The sequence below is a fragment of the Streptomyces sp. NPDC007264 genome, from assembly GCF_042869095.1.
In the GTDB taxonomy this organism is placed as follows: domain Bacteria; phylum Actinomycetota; class Actinomycetes; order Streptomycetales; family Streptomycetaceae; genus Streptomyces.
Genome location: NZ_JBIAFD010000010.1, coordinates 69,456 through 88,365, shown reverse-complemented (window position 1 = coordinate 88,365; position 18,910 = coordinate 69,456). Strand labels below are relative to the sequence as shown.

The window sequence follows — 18,910 nt, the reverse complement described above, 5'->3', positions numbered from 1 at the left end:
GCCGGACGTGGGCGAGGGAGGATCAGCCCTTGATCGCACCCGCCATGATCCCGCCCACGATCTGCTTGCCGAACAGCAGGAAGGCGATCAGCAGCGGCAGCGTGCCGAGCAGGGCCCCCGCCATGATCACCGCCTGGTCGGGAACGTAGCCGGTGCCCAGGCCGTTGAGCGCCACCTGCACGGTCGGGTTCTGCTGGTTGAGGGCGATGATCGGCCACAGGAAGTCGTTCCAGGCGAACACGAAGGTCAGCAGGCCGAGCACGGCCATCGCCGGCCGCGCCGCCGGGAAGACCACGTGCCACACGACCCGCAGACTGCTCGCGCCGTCCACGCGTGCCGCCTCGATCAGTTCCGTCGGCAGCGCCTGCACCAGGTACTGCCGCATGAAGAACGTGCCGAAGGCGGTCACGAGCGTCGGCAGGACGACGGTCTGCAGCTGGTTGGACCAGCCGAGGTCGGACATCCACAGGTACAGCGGTACGACGGCCAGCTGCGGCGGGATCATCATCGTGCCGATGGTCAGCAGCAACAGGACGCCGGAGAACCGGAACCGCAGCTTGGCGAAGGCGAACCCGGCGAGCGTGGAGAACAGGACCGTGCTGACGGTGATGGTGCCGGCGACGAGCGTGGAGTTGACCATCGCGGTGCCGAGCCCGGCCTGCTCCCAGGCGGCCTGCAGGTTCTTGAACAGGTTCCCGCCGAACCACAGGGGCGGTGGCGTCTCGGCGAGCCGCCGGTCGGTGCGCGAGGCGGCGATCGCCGTCCACACCAGCGGCGCCAGGGAGACCAGTGCGAAGACCGTCAGCACGACATACGTGACCGGGCCCGCGTCCAGTTGCTTGCCGGCGCCCATGACCCGGGGGCGCCGCAGGCCCCTGCCGCGCTCGGCCCGCGTACCGGCCCGGTCCTGAGGAAGAGTCAGGTCGCTTGTGGTCATAGGGACTTCCTCAGCCGTCGGGTGAACAGCATGTTGATCACGGCCACCAGCAGCAGGATCAGGAACATCGCCCAGGCGATCGCGGACGCCTTGCCGAGGTTGCCGATGATCCAGCCCTGGTCGTACATGTACAGGCCGAGCGTCTGGTACTGGTGCTCGGAGCCGCCCTTGGAGCCGCTGACCCCGCCGAACAGCAGGGGCTCGCCGAACAGCTGGGTCGCGCCGATGGTGGAGACGATCACCGTGAACAGGATCGTCGGCCGCAGCATCGGGATCGTCACATGGCGGAACTGCTGCCAGCGTCCCGCGCCGTCGAGGGCCGCCGACTCGTAGAGATCGGTGGGGATCGCCTGCATCGCCGCCAGGTAGATCAGCGCGTTGTAGCCGGTCCACCGCCAGATCACGATCGAGGAGACGGCGAACTGCGAACCCCAGTCGGATTCACGCCAGTTGACCGGGTCGATGCCGACGAAGTGCAGCAGCCAGTTGATCGCGCCGCCGTCCCAGGAGTACAGCAGTGTGAAGACCAGCGTCGCCGCCGCCACCGAGGTGGCGTACGGGGTGAGCATCACGACCCGCCAGACGGTCGAGCCGCGCAGCCGGTAGTTGAGCAGGTGGGCGAGCCAGATGGCCGCCATGAGCTGCGGCACGGTCGAGATGACACCGATGGTGAAGGTGTTCTTCAGGGCGTTCCAGAAGAAGTCGGAGGTCAACAGGTTGCGGTAGTTGTCCAGGCCCGCCCAGGTCTGGTGGTCCAGCGCGGACAACTGCACGTGGTGCAGCGAGTACCAGGCCGTGTACAGCAGCGGGACCATCGAGAAGGCCCCGAAGACGAGGAAGAAGGGGGCGATGAAGACGTACGGCGACGCCTTCATGTCCCAGCGGTACAGCCGGCTGCGCCAGGAGGCGGTGCCCGTCGGCGGCGTACCGCGACCCTGAGCGCCCCGGGCCGCGCCCGGCTGCCTGCCGGGCGCGGCCTCGGCGCTCGACGCGGGGTGCGCGAGAGCCTCTTTGGAGCTGGTCACTGGCCGAGCACGTCCTTGATCTCCTTGGACGCCGCGTTCCAGCCCTGGTCCGGGGTCTTGCCCTTCTGCTCGACCTGGAGGATGCCGATGTCGGTGATCGCGCTGTTGATCGGCTGGTCCTTGGTGCCGAAGTACTGGACCGGGATGGTCTTCGCCGAGTCGGAGAAGATCTGTGTGATCGGCGCGTTCGAGAAGTACGCCGTGGTGTCGGCCTGCGGCTTCAGGCTCGCGTACACCGACGGGGTCGACGGGAAGCTGGCCTGCTTGGCGAAGACCTTCGCCTGCTGCTCGGGCGCGGTCAGCCACTTCGCCAGCGCGACGGCCTCCTTCTGGTGCTTGCTCGCCGTCGGCACGCCGAGGAAGGAGCCGCCCCAGTTGGCCGCGGTGGGTGCCGCGGCCACGTCCCACTTGCCCTTGCCGGATTCACCGGACTTCTGCTCGATGTAGCCGATCATCCACGCCGGGCAGGCCACCGTCGCGAAGGTGCCGTTGGCGAAGCCCTGGTCCCACGGCTTGTCGAACTGCTTCAGCTTCGCCGACATGGTGCTGGTCGCCACGTCCATGGCGACGTTCCAGGACGACTTCACCCCCGAGGACTTGTCCCAGATGACGTTGCCGTCCTTGTCGTAGTACCGCTCGGCCGCGCCGCCGAGGGCCGCGTTGTACACGGAGGACGCGGAGTCGACGTACTTGGTGCCCTTCGGCGCCTTCTTCATGTACTCCTTGCCGAGGGCGGCGTACTTGGCCCAGTCGCCCTTCCACTGCGCGGCGAGCTTGGTGCGGTCCGTCTCCAGGCCGGCCTTCTGGAAGAGGTCCTTGCGGTAGCAGATGGCCATCGGGCCGACGTCGGTGCCGAGCCCGATCGTCTTGCCGTCCTTGGTGGTGGCCTGCGCCGACTTCCAGGGCAGCCACTGGGAGGTGTCGACCTCCTTGCCGAGGTCGACGAACTTGGCGGCCTGCGTCTGCACCGCCTCGGTGATGTTGCCGACCTCGATCGCCTGGATGTCGTCGGTACCGGAACCGGCCTGGAGGCGGGTGAGGACCTTGGGCCAGTACACGTCGGTGCGGGTGGTGACGTTCTCCTTGATGGTGATGTCGGGGTGGAGCTTCATGTACTCGTTGTAGAGGCCGGCCTGCTTGTAGCCGAAGACACCGAAGGTGCCTATCGTCAGCTCCGTCCTGCCCTTGCCGCCTCCACCACCGTTCGAGTCCGACGAGCTGTCGCCCGAGTCGTCGGCGCAGCCGGCCAGCAGCCCCGTGGCCAGCGCGGCGATGGCCGCGAAGGCCGCCACCCTGTGGGACCGGCGGGTACTCGTGCGCATGTGTCCTCCTGTTGCCTGACGTGCCGACCCCCCGGCCAACTGCATTGGTTGGGCCCGTTCGTACTCGCTGCGGCTCGGGCGGGGAACGTGCGGGACGTGTATGTGTCAGGTACTGTGGGAGCGCTCCCACAGGTGATGTGTTGAAGAGTCGCGGGTTCGTGCGGGGGTGTCAAGGGAGGGGACGGGGGGAGACGCGTTCAGTTATCGGGACGTTAACCGGGCCGGCGGGTGGCCGGCTCGGCGGGGTCCTGTGCGGCCTGGCGGCCCCAGGGGCGGTCGGCGGAGTGGACCGGGCTGTTACATTCCAGGCCGGCGTGGTGATGACGGGAGGCGGGGCCAATGGCAAGCCACGGAGTGCGGGGCCGGAGCGGGGGTCGGCCGACCCTCGAAGAGGTGGCCGCACGCGCAGGTGTCGGCCGCGGCACGGTCTCCCGGGTGATCAACGGCTCGCCCCGGGTGAGCGACGCGACGCGCGCCGCCGTCGAGGCCGCCGTCGCGGAGTTGGGCTACGTGCCGAACACCGCGGCCCGGGCGCTGGCCGCCAACCGCACCGACGCCATCGCCCTCGTCGTCCCCGAACCGGAGACCCGATTCTTTGCAGAACCATACTTCTCGGACATGTTGCGCGGGGTGGGTGCCGAGCTGTCCGACACGGAGATGCAGCTGCTGCTGATCTTCGCGGGCAACGACCGTGAACGCCGCAGGCTGGCCCAGTACCTGGCGGCCCACCGGGTGGACGGCGTCCTGCTGGTCTCGGTGCACGCCGACGACCCGCTGCCCGACCTCCTCGCCCAGCTGGAGATCCCGGCGGTGATCAGCGGCCCGCGCTCGGCGCACGAGACGTTGCCGTCGGTGGACTCCGACAACCACGGCGGCGGCCGCTCGGCCGTCGAGCACCTGCTCGCCCGGGGCCGCTCCCAGATCGCCACGATCACGGGCCGGCTCGACGTGTACGGCGCGCAGCGGCGCATCGAGGGCTACCAGGACGCGCTGCGGGACGCCGGCCGCGAGGTGGACGAGGCCCTGATCGCGCCCGGCGACTTCACGGAGGAGGGCGGCCGGCGCGCCATGACGGAACTCCTGGCCCGCCGCCCTGACCTGGACGCGGTGTTCGCGGAGTCGGACGTGATGGCGGCGGGGGCGCGCAAGGTGCTGCGCGAGGCGGGCCGCCGCATCCCGGACGACGTGGCGCTGGTCGGGTACGACGACTCGGCGATAGCCCGCCACATGGACCCGCCCCTGACGAGCGTGCGCCAGCCGATCGAGGAGATGGGCCGCGCGATGACAGACCTGCTCCTCGACGAGATAGCCGACCGCCGCCCGGCGGCCTCGCGGAGCCTGGAGCCCCGGCAGGTGGTCCTGCCCACGCGGCTGGTGCAGCGCGACTCGTCCTGAAGAAGTGCGGAACCGGACGCGGTGCGGGGAGCTGCGGCTCGCGTCCATGCCCGGCGGCGTAAGAAGTCGATCTGGCGCCCCCCGGTCGTGGAGGCCGGGGTGGGCTCGCCGGATGCAACCCCTCCCATGTTCAGCGCGATGCGCACACGTCGTCGGCAGCAGCCGTCCGAGGCCCGTCACGGCCAAGCCGTGCCAAGTTCTCGCATTATCCGAATATCCTATCCGGCCGCCTTGTTCGTGCTATTCCCGTCCGGTGCCTCGGTGAAACGGTGCAATGGTGCATTGAGGGGGAGAGTGACTGCGCGGAGGATATTCCGTCAATACTGCTGTGCTTCTTTCGGATTCTTCCCGACCTGGTCGTCGATATCGACATGGGTGCATCGTAAAGGCAGCACACGGGTCGAACTGCGGCCCTTCAACGGCGGGACGGGAGATTGCACATGGCTCAGGAAGTCGTGGCCACATTTGCTGGTCCACTGGACTCGTTCTCCATCAACCTCACGATCGGCAACGGAAGCAGCGCACAGGTTCAGTCGGTGGGTCTCAGCGGCCGTACGGCCAAGTTCCCCGTCACCTGGGACAGCATGGGCACCTTCGCCGGTCCCGCGACGCTCACCAGCACGGTCGGTGTGGAGTCCGAGGTGGTGATCGCGAACTTCTCCGGGTTCGCCCCCGGGGAGCAGGTGTCGTTCACCGGAATCGACCCCGACTTCACGGGCGCCGCGTCGGCCGGGGTGCGAGTCCTCGATCTGGCCGGGGCCCGGGCGTATGCCCTCTTCTCCGACGGGACGACGGCCTTCGGCGAGTTCGAGGCGACCACCGCTGGGACGCTCCGCGCGGTCATGACGAAGTAGCCGAACTCCCAGACGGACGAAAGACCGAGGGGGAGACTCGGAGGAACTCCCTCGGTCTCTCGTCGGCACGGAATTCGGTGGACGACGCGGAAACGGGCCAGGAATCATGCCGGGAGAGACGTCGCCCCGGCCCGGCCCAGGAGTTGCGGAGCCCACGCCGTGTCTCCCGAGCGTCCGGCAGGAAGACGGTGTCCGTGGTCCGCCCGGGTCCCCGGGGAACGGTTCGGCGGCGTGGGCACGTTCGTGGACGCGTGGCGGGCCGTGGCCGGGACTGACACCATCGGGGGATGCTGGGTATCGGGTCCGTCGTGCTGGGCGTGTCCGACGTGGGGCGGGCCGCCGCCTTCTGGACGAAGGCGCTGGGCTATGTGCCGAGGGACGAGATCGAGGACGACTGGGTCGTGCTCGTGCCGACGGACGGGGCCGCCGGGCCGCGGCTGTCGCTGGGACTGAGCGAGACGCCCGTCCAGGAGCACCCGCGGGTGCATCTCGATCTGTACGCGGGCGGCGCGGCCGACCAGGCCGCCGAGGTGGAGCGGCTGCTGGCGCTCGGCGCACGGTGCGTCGACTGGGAGCTGTATCCCGAGGACGCCGACTTCGTCGTGCTGGCCGATCCGGACGGCAACCGGTTCTGCGTCGTCGACACCAAGGGTGCGGCGGAGGGGTGAGGCGTCTGTGCCGGGACGCACTCGGCCGGTGGCCCACTGAAGCGGGTCACCGGCCGGTTGCTGAGAGTGAGTGACGGGACTCGAACCTGTTTCGTATCGCTACCGTGACCTGCGCCTTTGCTGTGGTCGTGGGCAAATCAGGGCGTACGAGTGACGGGGGATGACGCTGGATGACGCTGTGCGGCATCCGGTTTGGCCATGGCCAAACGCTCCCGTCGGGGTCGGGGACGGTGGATGCGCATGCGCGTGGAGATCGTGCCCATGCGCACCACGTGCCGGATGGAGATCCGGATTCACCCGTGAACAGGCGGTCCGCAGTCGGACCGCGGCGGACCTGGCATGGCTGATGGCGCTACGGAACCCGTGACTGAGGCTTCCGGCCGCCGACCTCGCCCGGTGGACGGGCGGCCCGCTCAACGGTCGGCGCTGCCGGGCGGTACGACCCATTCGGCGGGTTGTCCCGTCAGGCAGGCGATCATGTCGAAGTCGCCGTCGTAGTGGAGGACCGTCCGCTGGTGCAGTTCCGCCGTGGCGGCGACCAGTAGGTCGGGGAGGGACAGTGTGCGGTGGAAGCCTGCGTTGAGAGCGTGGCGCTGAACTTCCAGGGCGCGGACGAAGGTGTGGTCGTCGGCGTGGATGTAGTCGAAGGCGTGGAGCCAGGTGCTGATCCGGGTCGCCTCGGAGCTGTCCCGTGCAGAGTGGATCATCTCGTACTCGGTGGGCTGGCACACTGCGAGGAGGTAACGCTCGTGGAGGGGCGCGAGCACCTCCTTGACGCTCGGTTTCGTCCAGCGGGCGAGGGCGGACTTGTCGATCAGGTAGCGGTCCTGCATCAGGCGGCCCGGCCTCCGTCGCGGTCGCCGTCGTGCTTGAGAGAGCCGTCAGCGTTGCGGGGGCCGGTGTTCTCGACGATCTCACTGAAGTCGAACTCGCCTGCCTCCATGGCGTCGAAGCCCTCCTGTCTCAGGTGCCTCTTGACGGCGTCTTCCATAGCGAGGCGGACGGCTTTGGCCTTCGTTTTGGCCCCGAAGATGCGCATGGCCTCGGTGACCATGTCTTCATCGAGGTCGATGACTGTTCTGGCCATGTGGACCGTCCCTCCGCTGCTAGCCCTGCCAATTGAAACGATACCTTTTATTGTCCAGAATAGATGTCGTTTCGGTCGGAGGTCTCATCGTGGATGGACGATCCTGGCAGCGCGGCAGGGCTGGGGAAGGAGGGCCGCAGCGAGGTTTGCCCACGGCGAAGACGGGGTGGCTGGCCGCGGGCGGCTCACCGGTGTGGCTGAGGGCGTACGCAGCGATCCGCCGCTGAGCCGGTCGCCGGGTGCATCCCCGACGGCGACCACTGCCCGGTAGGGCGGTGCGAGAGGGGCGTATTGTAGCGCAGCTGGAACGAGCCGAGGAGCGACTTACCCGCGCTGGTCGGGCTACGGCAGACTGGTGTGGATCCGGTGGTGTCCGGTCGGACGTGCACCGGCCGGAACAGGGGAGAAGGGAAGCCCGCAGATCCGTGAGTGACGAGTTCGACGTCTCGGAGCCCTCGGCCTCGGAGTCCGTTGACGAGGGCGCGTTCGGCATCGACGCGTTCTCCGTCGACGACCGGCTGCGGCTGTTCCACTTCGCCGCCGCCGAGAAGCGCCACGAGTACCTGTGGCTGCTGCGGGCCTTCGACCGCGGGCGGGCCAACTACCAGGTGCTGCTGCACGCTTCGGACGTGGTGGGGCTGCTGGAGCGGCTCGCCGTCGACCATCCCGCTGCGGGCGCCGCCGGCGGGCCCGCCGGTGTGCAGCCGCTGCTCGACGCGCTCGCGGAGTGGCAGGTCCTGGACCGGTCGTACGACGGGACGCGCGCCGCGAACCTTGCCGAGTACCGCAACCGCCACTACGTGTACCAGTTCACCCAGGCCGGATACCGGGCTTACCGGGCGGTGGAGGACGTGCTCGGCGCCAGCCTGGAGGACGCCCAGCTCTCCCGCCTCGTCTTCCCCGACATCCTCGGCGATCTGCGCGCCCTGGCCGAGGCCAACACCGCGGGCGACGGCGAGGAGGTGTACCGCAAGCTCGGCCGTCTCGACTCGGTGCTGAACGAGATGGCGCAGCGCGCCGCCCGCTTCTATCTCATGCTGGGCGACCTGGCGCGCACCAACGACACCCGGCCCGAGGTGTTCCTCGCCCACAAGGACACACTCCTCGCGCACATGCGGGAGTTCACCGCCGAACTCGGCCGCTACGCTCCGCTGCTGGCCGAGGCCGTCGAGAAGGCCGCGGCCACCGGCGTGGACCGGATGATCGAGTACGCGGCCGAGGCCGACGAGCGGCTCTTCCGCAGCCCCGCCGAGCGCCTGGCGGACTGGCGGCACCGGTGGGACGGCATCGTCCACTGGTTCGCGGAGCGCGAGCACAGCGAGACCGAGCGGCTGCAGGACGCCACCGTCACCGCGATCCGCTCCGTCCTCGCCCTGCTGCGCCGGGTCACCGAGGCGCGCCGTGGCGGGGTGAGCCGGGAGAGCCAGCTGCGCCATCTCGCCCAGTGGTTCACCTCCTGCGAGAGCGACGAGGACGCGCACGCCCTGTTCCAGGCGGTCTTCGGGCTCGGTGCACCCCGCCACATCGCCGTCCCGTACGCCGATCCCGAGCTGATCCCGGGACGTACGTCCTGGTGGGAGGCGGAACCGGTCGAACTCGCCCGCACCCTGGTCCAGTCCGGCCGCACCCCGGCCCTGCACGGCCCCGGCCGCATCGAACGCGACGACGACCGGCGGGCCCTGCTCCGCGCCGAACAGCTCAAGGAACAGGCCGAGCGCCGGGGTGCCGCGAACTCTCTCGCCTCGGACGGTGTGTACGGCCGGACGCTCGACGAGCCCGAGACACGGGCTCTGCTGGCCCTGCTGGACGTGGCCCTCGCCGCCCGTGTCCCCGCCAGCCGTCGGGTCACCGCCGCTTCCGGCTCCGCCCACGGGGTACGGCTCACCCTCACCCCCGCCGAGGGTTCCACCACCGTCGACACCGTGCGCGGGCGTCTCCATCTCGACGGGTTGCGCCTGGAGGTCACCGCATGAGCCGTACGAGCCGTACGAGCCGTCACCTCGGCAGGACCGCATGAGCCGCGTCGCAGAGGGCGTCTCCCCGCTCGAACTCGCCGACTACCAGAAGGCGGTACGGCTCGTCCTGCGGCATCCGCTGATCACACCCGGGTACCCGGACAAGGCGGCGCTGGCGACCGTGCGCCGCTGGGCCGACCAGCTGCGCACCGACCTGATGGAGGTGCTCGGCCACCGGCTTGTCACCACCGCCGACACCGCGCGGCTCCAGCGCGCCCAGGACGGCCTGGACGCCACCCGCCCGGCCCTCACCCGCGCGGGACGGCCCTTCGACCGCCGCCGCTACGCCTACCTCGTCCTCACCCTCGCGGCCCTGGGCCGCCACGGCGCGCAGGTGGCGCTCGGCGAGTTGGCCGACGCGGTCGCCGCCGACGCCGTACGCATCGACGGACTCGGCCTCGACACCGCGCGCAAGCCCGACCGGGACGCCTTCGTCGACGCCGTCACCTGGCTCACCGAGCGCGGCGCGCTCACCCTCGCCGACGGCTCCGCCACAGCCTGGGCCGGCGACCCCGAGCGGGCCGAGGCCCTGTACGACATCGACCGGGAGATCCTCCTCGCCGTCCATCACCCGACCCGCGTCCTGCAGCACATGACCTCGGTCACGGCGCTCCTGGACTCGGCCGGTGCGCTGGGCATGTCCGCAGGGCGTGCGGCCCAGCGTCGCGACCAGGCCCGCCGGGCCCGCCGTCTGGTGCTGGAGAATCCGGTCGCGTACTACGCCGACGCCGACACCGAACTCCTGGGCCAGCTGCGAGCCCCCGCCCTCGCCGAGGACCTGGAGCGCCTGACCGGGCTGACGGTGGAGCGGCGGGCCGAGGGCGTGGCGCTCATCGACACCTCCGGCAGGCTGTCCGACGTCCGTTTCCCCGGCGGCGGTACCGTCGCGCAGGCTGCGCTGCTGCTGGCCGCCCGGATCAGCGCCGCCGTCCAGCGTTCCGGACGGCACGCCCTGGAACTGCTGCCCGCGCCCACCGCCGCCGAACGCCTCGCGGCGCGCGCCCGGCGTATCGACGCTGCGCTGCCGTCGCGTGGTCCGGTCGCCGAACTCGCCGCACTCGCAGAGCCGGACGAGGCGTCGGCGCACGCGGCACCCGGTGACGACGGGCGGGAGCCGGCGGAGACCCGCTACCCCTTCGTCACGGACTCCTGGCTCCGGGGCAGGCTCAAGGAGATCACCGCCGAGTACGGCGCGGGCTTCGCCGCCGACCTGCGCGGCGACCCGGAACGGCTGCTGGACCAGGCGCTCGATCTGCTGGCCGCCATGTCGCTGATCGCCCGGGTCGACGGCGGGGCCCTCGCGCTTCCGCTGCTCGCCCGCTACCGGGGGGTCACCGCCCGGGTGAGAACCCGTACGGCGGCCGGGCCGCCCTCCCGGACAACCCTGTTCACCGACGACATCGCCAAGGACCCGATTCCGTGAGCACCGCCGCTCCCACCCAGGCCTCCGCCCCCTCAGCCCGGTTCGTCCCCACCCGCGCCGGGATCATCAACCTGTGGGACTACCGGGACGAGGAGTTCTCCTTCGCGGGCGGCTGGTTGGTGCTGCGGGGCCCCAACGGGTCGGGGAAGACCAAGGCGCTGGAGGTTCTGTTCCCGTTCGTCCTCGACGGCCGTATCGACCCCAAGCGGCTCAACCCGTTCGCCGCCGAGGACCGCACGATGAAGTCCAACCTGCTCTTCCGCGGGCAGGACAGCGCGCTCGGCTACGTCTGGATCGAGTTCACCCACCGGGAGACCGGCGAGGCCGTCACCTGCGGCATCGGGCTGCACGCCCAGCGGCACCGCGACACACCCGCCCGCTGGCACTTCGTCGCCGAGGGCCGCGTCGGTGAGGACTTCTCCCTCCTCACCCACGACGACCGGCCGATGACGAGGAAGCAGCTCGCGGCCGAACTCGGACGTGAGCTGATCACCTCCACGGCCGACTACCGTGCCGCCGTCGACCAGCGCCTGTTCGGCCTCGGCCCGGAGCGGTACGAGCAACTGCTCACCCTGATCCTCACCCTGCGCCGCCCGCAGCTCGCCAAGAACCTCGACCCGGCCAAGCTCTCCGACACCCTCACCGCCGGCCTGCGCCCGCTCGACGACGACCTGATCGCCGAGGCGGCCCGTTCCTTCGACGACATGGAGTCCGTGCAGCGCACGCTGGAGGGGCTGGCCGCCGCCGACGACGCCACCCGCGCCTTCCTCGCGAGCTACTCCACCTATCTGCGGGTACACGCCCGTGCCGCCGCGGACCGGCTCTCCGCCCGCCGCGCCGAGACCGCCGAGCGCGCCGCCGCGCTGCGCACCGCCACCACGGACCTGGCGGCGGCCCGGGACCAGCAGGCCGCCGCCGAGAAGCACGCCGAGTCGGCCGACGCCGCACTCGCCGCCCAGCGCGCCCGTCTCGACCAGCTGCGCTCCTCCGCCGCCTATCAGGCCGTCGAGCAACTGGCCGACCTGGAACGCCTGGTGCGCACCTGTGAGCAGACTGCCCGGCAAGCGAGCGCCGAACGCGAACGCCGCACGGCCGCCACCGGCCGTGCCCGCGCCGAGGCCGGACACGCCGCCCGGCTCGCCGCCGAACTCGACGCCGCCGTCTCCCGGGACGCCGCCGCCGTCGCCGACCACGCCCACACCGCCGGCCTCCCCTGGACCCCGGCCGACGCCGAGCCCGCCCACCTCGCCGAACGCTCCGCCGCACTCGCCGCCGCCCGCCACGAAGGCGTCCGGGCCGTGCGCGCCGCCCAGCAGGCGGCACGCGGCGCCGAGCAGACCCGTGACCTCGCCCGGGTCTCCCTCGACCGCGCGCAGGAGGCCGTCACCGCGGCCGAGACCGCGGAGACCGCCGCCGAGTCGGCCCTCGATTCCGCCCGAGAGCAGGCCCGTACGGCACTCGGCCAGTGGACGCAGGCGCACGGCGAGCTCCTGACCGAGGAGGGGGTCGGCCGACTCGCCGGAGCCCTCGAACGCACCGGCGAGGCCGAGGCGGTCACGCTCGCCGACGCCTTCACCGAGGCCACCGCTCCCGCCGTGCAGGAACTGCGCGACACCCTCGCCTCCCTGCGCGCCCGGCGCACCGACGTCGAGCGCCGCCGCGCCGAGACGGAGGCCGAACGTGACCGGATCGCAGCCGAACACGACGACGCCCCACCCCCGGCCCGTGGCCGCTGCGCCGACCGGGCGGCTGGTGACGGCGTCCCGTTGTGGCAACTCGTCGACTTCGAAGAGGAGCTGACAGAACGTCAACGAGCGGATCTGGAAGCGGCCCTGGAGGCGTCGGGCCTCCTCGACGCACTCGTCACCGCCGAGGACACCCCCGTGGCGGCCGGGCGCAGCGAAGGCTACCTGCGTGCCGGCGCCCCGGTGAACGGACCGAGCCTCGCCGATCTCCTGCGCCCCGAGAGCCCCGAGAGCCCCGAGAGCCCCGAGAGCCCCGAGAGCCCTGGGGTCGGCATGGCGATCCCGACCGCCGCCCGGATCACCGCCGTACTGCGCTCCGTCGCCGTCACCGGCGACCTCGACACCGGCATCCCGCACATCGGTCCCGACGGCCGGTACGCGGCCGGTGTCCTGGTCGGCGCCCACACCAAGGAGCACGCCGAGTACGTCGGCGCGACCGCCCGCGCCCGCCGGCGTGCCGCCCGGATCGCCGCCTGCGAGGCGCTGCTGGCCGAACTCTCCTCCCAGCTCGACGAACTGGCGCGCCTGCAGGCCCGTACGGACGCCTCCCTGGAGGCGTACGCCGCAGCCCGCGCCGCCCTGCCCCGCACCACCGGCATCACGCAGGCCCTGCGCGAGCTCGACCGGGCCGCGGCGAGGCTGCGCGCCACCCGCGACGCCGCCGACGCCGCCCAGGGCGCGTACGACGAGTCGGTGGCCGCCTGCTCGGTCGCCGAACGTGCTCTGCGCCGCACCGCGGCCGAGCACGCCATCGAGACCGAACGCGTCGACGCCGTCGAGACCGCCACCCGCGCCTTCGAGACGGCGGTCCGCGAACTCGCCGCCCGCCGCCGCGAACACACCCGCCAGCGCGAGGCGGCCGAGGCCGCCGCCGACCGGCTCGGCGCCGCCGCCGAGGACGAGGAGGCGGCGGCGGACACCGAGCGCGCGGCGCGCCGCCGGCACACCGAGGAGGCCGCGGGACTCGAGGCCCTCCAGCGGGCCGTCGGGGCCGAGGCACAGGAGGTGATGCGCCAGGTGCAGGAGACCGAGGACGGGATCGACGCCCTGGTCCGGGAGGCCGAGACGGCCCGCACCGCCCAGCACACCGCGATCGCCGGCACCGCGGCGGCCGAGGCCCGCCGTACGGCCGCCGCCGAGGCCGGGGCGGTCGCCGCGGCGGAGGAGAAGGACACCGCCCGCGGGCTGCGCCCCTACGCCGCCCGTGAACTCCTCGACATCCTGCGCTGCCCGCCCGGCCTCGCCTGGCCCGCCCAGGAGGCCGACTGGGCCGGTGCGGCACTCCCGCCGGCCGTGGTCGCCGTCCATGAGGCGGTCCTGTCCGTCACCCGCGACCTCACCCCCACCGAGAGCAGCCTCAAGCAGTCCGTCACCCGTCTCACCAAGGCCCTGGACGACCTGCAGGCGCAGCTCGCCGCCGCCGGACAGGACTACCGGCCCGAATGGGACGGCTCCGACGGGGTCATCCTCGTCCGAGTGGCCGACGAGGAGGGCCCGCTGCCCGTGGCGGCCTTCGCCGAGAAGATCGCCTCCCACCGTCGTGACCAGGCCGAACTGCTCTCCGAGTCCGAGCAGCGCATCCTGGAGGACGCCCTGCTCACCCGGCTCGCCCAGCAGATCCACGACCGCACGGTCGACGCCCGCGACCTGATCAGGCGGATGAACACCGACATGCGCCGGCGCACCATGTCCTCGGGGACCACGGTCGGGGTGAGCTGGCTGCTCGCCGACCACCTCGACGACGAACAGCGCGCCGTCTGCGCACTCCTCGACGCCGACGCCGCTCGCCTCGGCCCCGACGGTCTCGCCCGGGTGCGCGTCCACTTCGCCGCGCAGATCAAGACCGCCCGAGCCCGCCACCGCGACCAGCCCTACCGCGAACTGCTCGCCGAGGTTCTCGACTACCGGCGCTGGCGGCAGTTCGCGTTCCAGCTGGTACGCCCCGACAAGACGGAGGAGCGGCTCACCCGCGCCCGGCACAGCCGCCTGTCGGGCGGTGAGCAGTCCGTGTCGCTGCACCTGCCGCTGTTCGCCGCCGCACACGCCATGCTCAACTCCGCCGACCCGCACGCCCCGCGCCTGCTCGCCCTCGACGAGGCCTTCGCCGGAGTGGACGACACCGGGCGCGGCGAGCTCATGTCACTGGCCGCCCAGTTCGACCTCGACCTGTTCATGACCGGCTACGACCTGTGGGCCGCCCACGCCTCCGTGTCCGCCGCCGCCCACTACGACCTCGCACACACCGCCGTCGACCACACCGTCTCCGCGCTTCTGCTCGTCTGGGACGGCGACCGGCTCCTCGCCGACGACACCGGCGACCTCACCACAGCCCTCGGCTCGCCCGGCACCCGGCGCGCCCCGACGCCCGAGGAGACCGCGGTTGTCGGCTGAGCAGCGTGAAAGCCATGGGTACAACGAGTTGCGGGGCGAGGGATGGACCCGCCTGCTCGCCGCTGCCCGCCGCAGACTGGAGCGCACCGGCGGCGCGCTCGACGGCGACATCGGGCTCACGGGGCCCAGCGAGGCCGAGCGCCGCACCGTCATCGGCATCACCGGCCGCTACCGGCCCGAGACCGCCAAGCGCCTCGCCGTACCCCTGCGTGACCTGGACGGGTATCTGTACGACCGTTACGGCACCGGTCTCCTCCAGACCCTCGGCCGGCTCCACGGTCCGCTGCGCGACCGGCCGGCCGAACGGGCCGACGAACAGGCCCGCCGGGAGCAGGCCCTGACGTCGGCCCACTCCAGTCGGCTCGCCGGGCAGGGATGGTTCGCCGCCTGGCTCGACCGCGTCGCCGCCGACGGCACTCTCACCCGTCTCGTACGCCGGGGGGACGCGCCGCTCCTGGACGCGGCGGTACGCGTCCTGGAAAGACTGACCGGTGACGGGGACCACCGTACGGGCTCCCCGTACCGGGTTCCCGGTGTCCTGCCGCTTCCGGTACTCGCCGAGTGGGCCACCGGCGACACCAAGGCCCTCGTGCCGGGCGCCCCGCTCGAACAGCTCGTCCTGCGCGCCCTCGCCCAGCGCGCCGGCGACGGCCGCGTCGTCCCCCGTGAGCGGGCCGGGCGGCGAGCCCTGTGGGAGAGCGCCGGAGCCATCGCCGACGACCTCGCCAGCCAGGTACTCGTCCTCAACATCGGGGCCGAGGGCGACACCGTGGTCTGCGACTGGCTGCGCGACGCCGCAGACTTCGGCATCCCCTTCCGGCTCACCCTCCACCAACTCGCCACCGACCCCGTCGTCCCCGCCGCCCGCACCATCTACGTCTGCGAGAACCCGGCCGTACTGCGCGCCGCCGCCGGCGAACTCCAGGCCACCGGTGCCGCCCTCGTGTGCACCGAGGGCGTCCCGTCCGCCGCCTGCCACAAACTGCTCGGCGACGCCGTACGAGCGGGAGCCCGGCTGCACTGGCGCGCCGACTTCGACAGGGCCGGACTGCGCATCACCGCCGACGCCGTGGCCCGCCACGGTGCCCGCCCCTGGCGGATGACCGCCGCCGACTACACGGCAGCACTCGGCGAGGGCGAGTCCACCCCGCTCGCGGGACCGCCCGCGGCCAGCCCCTGGGACCCCGGACTGGCCCTCGTGATGGAGGAGTCGGGCAGTGCGGTCATGGAGGAACGCCTCCTGCCCGCGCTCCTGTCCGACCTCACCTGCGCCTGAACCGGCGTCCGGTGGTGGTCGGATCGATCCGTCCACCACGGAGTGCCGGCCGGCATCCACCGGCGAGTCGGCGTCAGTGCCCGAGCACCCTGGGGCTGACTGGAACGGCGGTGTCAACTCGGGGAGCGGGCGACGTCGAGCCCCGCTGAACCGCCCCGTAGATCTTCGACGGCTCCGGTGCCCGGTCAGAACAGTTCCAGATCCTCACCGCTGGTGTCCGCGATGACTGGCCGGGACTGGGCGGGGAGGCTGTCCAGGCGGTCGGGACCGGCCGCGGCGGCCACGGCGGGGGCCGTCTCGGTCAACCAGACCCGAAAGCGGTCGGCGGCTTCGCGGTAGGGGACTTGCGCCAGGACACGGTGCTCGCCGGCGGGGCAGAAGTCGACGGCGACGGTGAGCAGGCAGGAACGGGGCGCCTGTTGACTGCCCGTCCAGGACACGCGCAGGACGCCGCAGGGTTTGCGCCCGCGGGGGGCGGGGTGGGTCGGGCGCAGCGGTCGGCAGGCTATGTGGGCGGTCCATGCGGCGAGGTGCGGCAGGGGCAGGGTGGTGCGTGCGCGGCAGCCGGGGCAGCGGTGCCAGTGGCGGAGCCAGTCGTCGGCGTCGGTGTGGAAGAGGCGTGTGTAGCGGTTCGCCACGCGGATGTCGTTGCTGTACAGGTGGTCGGGGCGTTCCAGTGTGTTGCAGGACTGGCAGACGGGGGCGCGGACGTAGCCGTGTTCGTGGCAGTGGTCGAGCACGGTGGCAGGCGCAGTGCGGCAGACTGCGCACGCCCACCCGGCCACCCTGCGGGAGGTACCGGGCTTCCTGCTGAGCACCGAGTACAGCTGGCCTTCCAGCTCTTTGTCGTACGGGCGCAGTGAGGCGGTGGGGCCCTCGGGGCTCGTCGTCTGCCGACCGCCGGCGTTTCGGGCCCGTCCGGGGGAGGGCGGCTCGGTGGCGGCCGCGCTTGCCTGGCGGGCTCGCGCGGCTTGCACCCACTGCGTTTCGGCGTGCTCGGCTGCGTCCAGCAGCCTGACCACAGCGCGCGGCAGCCACCACGTGCGCTGCGTCCCGTCGCGGGTCTGCTCCACGAGTATCTGTCGCCAGTCGATCCCCGCCAGATGGTACGGCCGGCCGGCTTCACGTCGTGCTGCCCGCTCGGGGCCGCCCAACTCCTGCAGTTCCCCCGCGATGCGTCGGCGCCAACGCAGCGGCGTTTCCTCGTCGCACTCCTGCCTCGGCGCCCCACGAAACGGACCGATGAGTACCAGGTCCTGCGGATCCATCCCCACCGCGTTCAGTTCCGCGGCTGCCCGGCGCACCCGGGCCTCCGGAACACTCCACTGACCGCCGCTCACCCCCACCGTCGCCACCACATGGCCGCCGAGCAGGACGTACCCCATCCGGGCACGGGCAGGAGAGCAGGTGAATGCCCCAGAAGCTGTCGGCACGGCACTGTCGGCGGTCAAATCGACCCACAGAGCGTCCGCGGCACCCAGGGCGATCAGACCGTCCGTGCGACCGGGCATGACACGCTCTGACATACCGACAGGCTAGCGGCCTGCGACGAGCCAACCGGTCTCCGAGCGCCTCGGTCGGCCGGGCCGCCGGCCGCAAGTCCTTGTTTCTGAGCAACTGGTTCGTCAGTGCCTTCCGTGGGTCTGTATCCCGTCACTCAGCGGCGGATCGATGACCGAAAGCTATACCGAGGGTGAATGGAAGCATACGTTGAGCGAGATTCCGTGCGGACTTACGGCCCTAGCTTCTTCGTCGACGGCTCGAATCGCGGGTGGATGGGCCGTGGTGAGACCCTGGCCAAACGGCAGATAGGCCCATGATCCGCGTTCCCGCAGGTCATGGGCCTATCTCATGGGGTGAGTGACGGGACTCGAACCCGCGACATCCTGGACCACAACCAGGTGCTCTACCATCTGAGCTACACCCACCACGACCGGTGTTCTTGCAGTGGTTTCCCCTACCGGCCGAGAAAAAGTGTACAGGGTCCGAAGGGGTGCTCGCGCCAGGCTTTCCCGTGGCCCCGGTGGGCCGCGACGGGACGCTTACCGCGCCGGCAGCACGTGTCTGGCCGCGATCGTGCGTGCCGTGTCCGAATCGGGGCCCGGCTGCGGGACGAAGATCGCCTCGCGGTAGTAGCGCAGCTCGGCGATCGACTCGCGGATGTCGGCCAGGGCCCGGTGGTTACCGTTCTTCTCGGGGCTGTTGAAGTACGCCCGCGGATACCAGCGCCGGGCCAGCTCCTTGATCGAACTGACGTCCACGATCCGGTAGTGGAGATAGTCCTCCAGCGTCGGCATGTCACGGGTCAGGAAGCCGCGGTCGGTGCCGACCGAGTTGCCGCACAGCGGGGCCTTGCCCGGCTCCTTGACGTGCTCCCGCACATACGCCAGGACCTGCTCCTCGGCGTCGGCGAGCGTCGTGCCGGCCGCCAGCTCGTCGAGCAGTCCCGAGGCGGTGTGCATCTGACGCACCACCTCCGGCATCGTCTCCAGGGCCGCGTCCGGCGGCCGGATCACGATGTCCACCCCTTCGCCGAGTACGTTCAGCTCGGAGTCGGTGACCAGCGCGGCCACCTCGATGAGCGCGTCGTCGGACAGCGAGAGACCGGTCATCTCGCAGTCGATCCACACCATGCGATCGTTCATGCGTCCACCTTATGGCCCGCCCGGGCCGGGCGGACCGCCCCTGCACGCCGCGAGGACCCCGGGGGCATGTGCGGCGCTCCCCCGGGACACGCGGGACGGGCGGGCTCCGGCGCGCGTACGACCTGCG

At 71.5% G+C, this 18,910-nt stretch carries 14 protein-coding genes and 1 tRNA gene; 7 read left to right on the top strand and 8 right to left on the bottom strand.

Annotated features, from left to right (window positions below):
- Positions 1-22: 22 nt before the first annotated feature.
- From ACFYMU_RS18965 to ACFYMU_RS18955, 3 genes are read right to left on the bottom strand one after another with little or no spacing between them, the layout of a single operon-like run.
- Positions 23-937, bottom strand: coding sequence for a carbohydrate ABC transporter permease (locus tag ACFYMU_RS18965; RefSeq protein WP_388374210.1), 915 nt, complete (start codon positions 935-937; stop codon positions 23-25).
- Entirely contained in the window at positions 934-1,962 is a 1,029-nt protein-coding gene (locus tag ACFYMU_RS18960) for a carbohydrate ABC transporter permease (protein WP_388374208.1), read from the bottom strand. The genes ACFYMU_RS18965 and ACFYMU_RS18960 overlap by 4 nt, the downstream gene beginning before the upstream one ends.
- A complete protein-coding gene (locus ACFYMU_RS18955; RefSeq protein WP_388374206.1) occupies positions 1,959-3,284 on the bottom strand; it encodes an extracellular solute-binding protein in 1,326 nt (441 codons plus the stop codon). The genes ACFYMU_RS18960 and ACFYMU_RS18955 overlap by 4 nt, the downstream gene beginning before the upstream one ends.
- Positions 3,285-3,623: 339 nt before the next feature.
- Here ACFYMU_RS18955 and ACFYMU_RS18950 point away from each other — a divergent pair, with 339 nt between their 5' ends.
- The 3 genes from ACFYMU_RS18950 (at position 3,624) to ACFYMU_RS18940 (ending at position 6,201) form a co-directional block, all read left to right on the top strand.
- On the top strand, positions 3,624-4,679 hold the full coding sequence (locus tag ACFYMU_RS18950) for a LacI family DNA-binding transcriptional regulator (RefSeq protein ID WP_388374204.1): 1,056 nt from the start codon (positions 3,624-3,626) through the stop codon (positions 4,677-4,679).
- A 440-nt stretch (positions 4,680-5,119) separates the two neighbouring features.
- On the top strand, positions 5,120-5,533 hold the full coding sequence (locus ACFYMU_RS18945; protein WP_388374202.1) for a hypothetical protein: 414 nt from the start codon (positions 5,120-5,122) through the stop codon (positions 5,531-5,533).
- Positions 5,534-5,820: 287 nt separating this feature from the next.
- Entirely contained in the window at positions 5,821-6,201 is a 381-nt protein-coding gene (locus ACFYMU_RS18940) for a VOC family protein (protein ID WP_388374200.1), read from the top strand.
- Positions 6,202-6,614: 413 nt separating this feature from the next.
- Here ACFYMU_RS18940 and ACFYMU_RS18935 read toward each other — a convergent pair whose 3' ends face one another.
- Both ACFYMU_RS18935 and ACFYMU_RS18930 read right to left on the bottom strand, forming a co-directional pair.
- Positions 6,615-7,034: a PIN domain nuclease gene (locus ACFYMU_RS18935; RefSeq protein ID WP_388374198.1), complete on the bottom strand. Its 420-nt coding sequence runs from the start codon at positions 7,032-7,034 to the stop codon at positions 6,615-6,617.
- Positions 7,034-7,288 carry a type II toxin-antitoxin system VapB family antitoxin gene (locus ACFYMU_RS18930; RefSeq protein ID WP_361288642.1) on the bottom strand — a complete coding sequence of 85 codons (255 nt, stop codon included), beginning with the start codon at positions 7,286-7,288 and terminating at the stop codon, positions 7,034-7,036. Before ACFYMU_RS18930 ends, ACFYMU_RS18935 begins: the two co-directional genes overlap by 1 nt.
- Positions 7,289-7,713: 425 nt before the next feature.
- Between ACFYMU_RS18930 and ACFYMU_RS18925 the strand changes: the two genes are divergently transcribed.
- The 4 genes from ACFYMU_RS18925 to ACFYMU_RS18910 are packed head-to-tail and all read left to right on the top strand — an operon-like array spanning position 7,714 to position 16,138.
- Positions 7,714-9,261, top strand: coding sequence for a TIGR02677 family protein (locus tag ACFYMU_RS18925; RefSeq protein ID WP_388374196.1), 1,548 nt, complete (start codon positions 7,714-7,716; stop codon positions 9,259-9,261).
- Positions 9,262-9,301: 40 nt separating this feature from the next.
- Positions 9,302-10,726 carry a TIGR02678 family protein gene (locus tag ACFYMU_RS18920; protein ID WP_388374194.1) on the top strand — a complete coding sequence of 475 codons (1,425 nt, stop codon included), beginning with the start codon at positions 9,302-9,304 and terminating at the stop codon, positions 10,724-10,726.
- Positions 10,723-14,862, top strand: coding sequence for a TIGR02680 family protein (locus ACFYMU_RS18915; protein ID WP_388374192.1), 4,140 nt, complete (start codon positions 10,723-10,725; stop codon positions 14,860-14,862). Before ACFYMU_RS18920 ends, ACFYMU_RS18915 begins: the two co-directional genes overlap by 4 nt.
- On the top strand, positions 14,852-16,138 hold the full coding sequence (locus ACFYMU_RS18910) for a TIGR02679 family protein (RefSeq protein WP_388374190.1): 1,287 nt from the start codon (positions 14,852-14,854) through the stop codon (positions 16,136-16,138). The genes ACFYMU_RS18915 and ACFYMU_RS18910 overlap by 11 nt, the downstream gene beginning before the upstream one ends.
- A 185-nt stretch (positions 16,139-16,323) precedes the next feature.
- Here the strand turns inward: ACFYMU_RS18910 and ACFYMU_RS18905 are convergent, their stop codons facing one another.
- From ACFYMU_RS18905 to orn, 3 genes are all read right to left on the bottom strand, one after another.
- Complete coding sequence (locus ACFYMU_RS18905) at positions 16,324-17,664, bottom strand: endonuclease domain-containing protein (RefSeq protein WP_388374188.1); 1,341 nt, start codon at positions 17,662-17,664, stop codon at positions 16,324-16,326.
- 326 nt (positions 17,665-17,990) lie between these two features.
- Positions 17,991-18,066 (bottom strand) — tRNA-His (locus ACFYMU_RS18900).
- Positions 18,067-18,180: 114 nt separating this feature from the next.
- Positions 18,181-18,783 carry an oligoribonuclease gene (orn, locus tag ACFYMU_RS18895; RefSeq protein ID WP_388374186.1) on the bottom strand — a complete coding sequence of 201 codons (603 nt, stop codon included), beginning with the start codon at positions 18,781-18,783 and terminating at the stop codon, positions 18,181-18,183.
- Between the last annotated feature and the right edge of the window lie 127 nt (positions 18,784-18,910).